At 49.2% G+C, this 5,356-nt stretch carries 3 protein-coding genes and 1 CRISPR repeat array; all 3 genes read left to right on the top strand.

What is annotated here, in order from left to right; genetic code table 11:
- Nucleotides 1-2,169: a CRISPR direct-repeat array (repeat unit 37 nt; unit sequence GTTTCCGTCCCCTTGCGGGGAATTGGTAGGGTCTGAC).
- A gap of 606 nt (nucleotides 2,170-2,775) precedes the next feature.
- Complete coding sequence (locus tag B9T16_RS25345) at nucleotides 2,776-3,498, top strand: GUN4 domain-containing protein (protein WP_006617073.1); 723 nt, start codon at nucleotides 2,776-2,778, stop codon at nucleotides 3,496-3,498.
- A 150-nt stretch (nucleotides 3,499-3,648) separates the two neighbouring features.
- Nucleotides 3,649-4,743 (top strand): type IV pilus assembly protein PilM, encoded by a 1,095-nt coding sequence (gene pilM / locus B9T16_RS25340; protein WP_410223246.1) that lies wholly within the window; start codon nucleotides 3,649-3,651, stop codon nucleotides 4,741-4,743.
- A gap of 60 nt (nucleotides 4,744-4,803) precedes the next feature.
- On the top strand, nucleotides 4,804-5,356 hold a 553-nt coding region (locus B9T16_RS25335; protein ID WP_410246067.1), incomplete at its 3' end, for a PilN domain-containing protein.

Genomic DNA, 5,356 nt, shown 5'->3' with positions numbered 1-5,356 from the left:
GTTTCCGTCCCCTTGCGCTTAATTGGTAGGGTCTGACACCCGAGTGATTGAGAAATGGGGAGAAGTCATKCCCGGCATTGTGTTTCCGTCCCCTTGCGCTTAATTGGTAGGGTCTGACGCAGTGGTTGATAGACCAGATGGAGTATCAATTTGATAGAAGTTTCCGTCCCCTTGCGCTTAATTGGTAGGGTCTGACATAGAATAACCCCACATTCAAACCCCACATTCAGTGAGTTTCCGTCCCCTTGCGCTTAATTGGTAGGGTCTGACAGATAGGAACCTCTGGACAGTAGTAAAGAATGTACACGGGGAGTTTCCGTCCCCTTGCGCTTAATTGGTAGGGTCTGACTGATGAAGGTAAACCAGTCAAGTAGTTTTTTCTCTGATAGAATAGTTTCCGTCCCCTTGCGGGGAATTGGTAGGGTCTGACGGGGGAGTAATCCCCCAGGACGTTACTAAGTCCATAATGGTTTCCGTCCCCTTGCGCTTAATTGGTAGGGTCTGACACCCCGGAGGAACGGGAAAAATGGAAAATAAAAATAGGGTTCGGGGTTTCCGTCCCCTTGCGGGGAATTGGTAGGGTCTGACTAGGCAAGAAATTGTCTAAAATAGGGTACCCGGCTTTGGTGTTTGGTTTCCGTCCCCTTGCGGGGAATTGGTAGGGTCTGACAAAACAATATGAAGACGTTTACGTCAAAACTGGCGAAGAGTTTCCGTCCCCTTGCGGGGAATTGGTAGGGTCTGACGCTAGCAATAGCCATGGAGTATGGGGGTGAAACCACCCATACGTTTCCGTCCCCTTGCGGGGAATTGGTAGGGTCTGACACAGTGGGGCGTTTTCTCCCCAATCAGAGCGCGGTTTTTACCGGAGAGTTTCCGTCCCCTTGCGGGGAATTGGTAGGGTCTGACCAAGAACCACAAGCAACGCCGACACAAGAGTATGTGAGCGTCGGTTTCCGTCCCCTTGCGGGGAATTGGTAGGGTCTGACGGTCGACCACCTTACCCCCCTATGGTGGCAGGTGGAGGTCGTTTCCGTCCCCTTGCGCTTAATTGGTAGGGTCTGACTGGGAAAGTCAATACACACAGAAGTTATACCCTAGGCAAAGGTTTCCGTCCCCTTGCGGGGAATTGGTAGGGTCTGACAATTTCAGGGTTGGTAGCGAAAGCTACCCGAGCCAAGGGGGGTTTCCGTCCCCTTGCGGGGAATTGGTAGGGTCTGACAGGTCCATCTGGAGTGGAAAGCCCCGAAAGGGAAACAGGTTTCCGTCCCCTTGCGCTTAATTGGTAGGGTCTGACTCATGCCCGGCATCATCAAAGATGTCAAGACTAACTGGGATGGTTTCCGTCCCCTTGCGGGGAATTGGTAGGGTCTGACAGGCCGACCTTCGAACCCTTGCCAAAGAGTACCGCGAGTTTCCGTCCCCTTGCGGGGAATTGGTAGGGTCTGACAAGTGGCCAAAAGAACCAAAGCATCAGAAGAGGAGATCCCAGTTTCCGTCCCCTTGCGGGGAATTGGTAGGGTCTGACAGGGTAAAGTCGACCCCCAAGACCCCCGCGGGGGGTGGCAATACCCAAGTTTCCGTCCCCTTGCGGGGAATTGGTAGGGTCTGACAAAGATAATACCTATCTTTTAAAAAATGGTATTCTGCTTAGTTTCCGTCCCCTTGCGGGGAATTGGTAGGGTCTGACGCGAAAAAGAAGTTGACCAGTTGGAGCAAAACGCAATAAGGGGTTTCCGTCCCCTTGCGGGGAATTGGTAGGGTCTGACGATGGTCTGATTCCAGACGGAATCAGCTGATTCCATTTGAACAAATGCAGATTGTTTCCGTCCCCTTGCGGGGAATTGGTAGGGTCTGACGTCGTCAACAGCGAATTCTCGCCAAACCGGTATCCGGGTTTCCGTCCCCTTGCGGGGAATTGGTAGGGTCTGACGTGCAATATCAGCTTTTATGATGATGCTTGCCCACACATCATGTTTCCGTCCCCTTGCGGGGAATTGGTAGGGTCTGACCTCAAAGGAATATTACAAAACCGTGTCGATTGACGCGACAAGGGTTTCCGTCCCCTTGCGGGGAATTGGTAGGGTCTGACATTCGCCTCCAGATTTTCCACTGGGGGCGTTTCTATCATGGTTTCCGTCCCCTTGCGGGGAATTGGTAGGGTCTGACCCTATACCTTTGGAAACCTTACAGTATGCGGTTTTCAAGGTACGATCGCGCGATAGCACGTAGAAGGTGCTTAACAAAACTTTACAGCCCTTTTTTTGGGGAGAAAATTCCTTTGTTTTCGCTGGATATATATTATCAGCCATAGCGCCAGACTGTCAACCCCCAAAAACAAAAACTTTTCTTTTCCTAGCTCAAATTTACCCCAACTAGCCCAGGATTGCCAGTCGCGCGAGGTTATGAGAATCTGTAATATAACTTTACAAAACCCCAAACACTCACCCAGAAAGGAATCCATTGGTTAGGGAGGGTCGATCGCCTGAAAAAGCCCCAATAATTATGAGAATCAACCCACCGACTCCTTCCCTGGGGCAGGGGAGAGACCTTCAAGCCCACCTAACCCTGGAAGATAACCAAAGTCCACCCCAAGAAATTTCAGCAATTGTCAACATTTTGGCATCCCCAGATTGTCCGTCAGCGGTGAACTGAGTCCAATGCACCTGTACAATGGTGAATTAATCACCTTTTTATATTATTGGGCCAAACCAGCCCAGTTAGTTTTCCGCCGCCAGTTAACCCTAGGCGGTTTCCAGCTACCGGAGATATTGAATGACTGATTTGATCGCCTCCTCCTCTCAAGACTTATCAATGGACTTAAATCAACTGCGCTCACAACTCAACAGCGACAGCCAGACCCAGCAGTTAAAGGCGATCGCCTCATTAGCGACCCAGGGGGAACTCGGTTTAGATATACTGATAGAATTCTTAACCAACCAGCAGACCCAAACTCCCACCCCCGTCAGTGGTCAAGTCTATCAAGCACTGTATACAGCCAACCTCCCCAAAACCAAAGAGTTTTTGGAAACCCATTTTCCCACCGGAGTAGTCCCCCTAAACTCACTGGTAGGGGCAGATTATTTTCCCCTCCAACAGGAATTAGCACAGCAAAACTTCCAAGCCGCCGACCTGCTGACCCTCAGAAACCTGTGTGAATTAGCCGGGAGTGCTGCAGTTAAACGAAACTGGCTATATTTTTCCGAAGTCGATCGCTTTCCTGTCGCTGACTTACAAACCATCGATACCCTGTGGCGAGTCCATTCCCAGGGTCAATTTGGCTATACAGTCCAGCGGGAAATTTGGTTAGGTGTCGGCAAAAATTGGGATAAATTGTGGCAGAAAATTGGCTGGAGAAGCGATCGGACTTGGACTCGCTATCCCCAAGGCTTCACCTGGGATCTAAGCGCTCCCAGGGGACACCTACCCTTATCCAATCAATTACGCGGTAGAAGAGTCATTGAGGCTCTGTTAAATCATCCCGCCTTCGACAAGTAGGAAAACACTTCCCAGCCCTAATAGTTTCCTAGGCTGAAAAAGTCCTCGTCCCTAGAGGGCGGGGTCTGCCTACCCTCACCATCATGGTATATTGAAACGGAAACAATGTTATTGTAGAGCCAGGTCTTCCCCTATCCAAAACATAAATCTATGGTTGGTTTCCTCAAAGGTATTTTTTCGAGCCGTAAGCCGGGAATGGGTATTGAACTAGCCACCGAGCGAATTAGTATTGTCGAAGTGCGGAAAAAAGGCGATAAGTTCAAGTTGTTAACCCTAGCGACAGCCGAAGTTCCCGAAAATGTCGTGCAGGATGGTCAAATAGTTGATACTCCTACCATGTCGGAGTTAATCGAGTCCACATTGCAGGACAATAACATCAAAACCAAAAACGTCGCCACCGCTATTCCGGGAAGGGAAGCTGTAACTCGTTTAATTCCGGTTCCCGCCGAGTTAAATGAGGAGGAACTCAAAGATTATATGAACGCCGAAGCCGGTTTATATCTACCTTTTCCTAGGGAAGAAGCTGATGTAGACTACCAGAAACTCGGCACATTTGTTGATGAAGATGGCATCGAGAAAGTACAGGTTTTGTTAGTCGCTACCCGTAAGGATATCACTGATACTTACATACAAACCTTTCAACAAGCTGGGTTAAAAATAGACGTTTTAGAAATCAGTAACTTTTCCCTAATTCGGACTATGAAAAGTCAGTTAGAACACTTTAGTTCTAGCGAGGCGGCTATTTTGGCTGACATCGAATTTGATAGCACAGAATTAGTGATTGTTGTCAATGGGGTTCCCCAATTTACCCGCACCATTCCCATTGGTTTGTATCAGGTGCAAACCGCCCTCAGTAGCGCCATGAACCTACCTCCGTCTCGGGATGTTCAGGAATTGCAGGCCATGACCCTCCCGGTAACTGATACAATGGGAGCATTGAACGAACCCAATCCGGGAGTTAATGCCATAATTAAAGTATTAGCAGAGTTGGCCGACGAACTACGTCGCTCTATTGACTTCTATATTAATCAAAATGATGGTTTGGAAATCGCTCAGTTACTTCTGGCGGGTCCTGGGGCGGCGATCGGACAACTTGATGAGTTCTTCATGCAGCGCCTAGCTATGCCAGCCACCCAGGTTGACCCCATAGAAGCCCTCAATATATCTACCGAGGGTAAGGAAATTCCTCCAGAACAACGTGCTAGTTTAGGAGTGGCATTAGGTTTAGGACTGCGTGTCACCTAATCGGGGAACTCTCCCCCGTTCCCAAATATCCATAGAAATCTTACCAGAGGGTTTGTGATTATGTACAGCCTTGATATTAATTTTCTTAACGATCGCCCAGACTATAAGCCCGACATCGGAAAGCCCCAAGGTGGGCAGAAAGGAAAACCTGTTGACCAAACACCGATTTTAATCGGACTTGGGGTGGCTATGGGACTCAATGCCTTGATGGCCGGGGGTTGGTTCGTTTTAAATCGACAAAATGCCACCCTTTCCAGAGAAGTGGATGCTTTAGAGTTGCAACTAGGCGAGAAAAATGTGCAAGTCGAAGCCCTCGATCACGTTTATGCTGAAGCCAGACAGACCAATGAGGAAGCCGATGCTTTGGCTTTGGTATTCAACGAGATTAAGCCCTGGTCAGCTTTAAGTCAAGAAATGGCTGAGATTATGCAAATTGCTGGGGTGAGAATTACTAACGTCCGACAAACTGAACCCACCGCTGAAGCGGGCGCAGCCTCTGGGGAAGAGGGACAGGCGGCGGCTAGACAAACCGCACAGGTGACCATTGAGGGGAATGCTGGATCTTTTGGACAGCTTAATGATTTTATGCTGTTGGTAAATCAGTCGCCTTTCT

It is taken from the genome of Arthrospira sp. PCC 8006 (assembly GCF_046480465.1).
Taxonomy (GTDB): domain Bacteria; phylum Cyanobacteriota; class Cyanobacteriia; order Cyanobacteriales; family Microcoleaceae; genus Limnospira; species Limnospira platensis.
Note: the sequence above shows the minus strand (reverse complement) of the source record. Positions and strands in the feature narration are given on the sequence as shown.

Bases quoted from the DNA above. Each gene is read 5' to 3' on its own strand.
- B9T16_RS25345 (WP_006617073.1), top strand. From the start codon at position 2,776: ATGACTGATTTGATCGCCTCCTCCTCTCAAGACTTATCAATGGACTTA.
- pilM (WP_410223246.1), top strand. From the start codon at position 3,649: ATGGTTGGTTTCCTCAAAGGTATTTTTTCGAGCCGTAAGCCGGGAATG.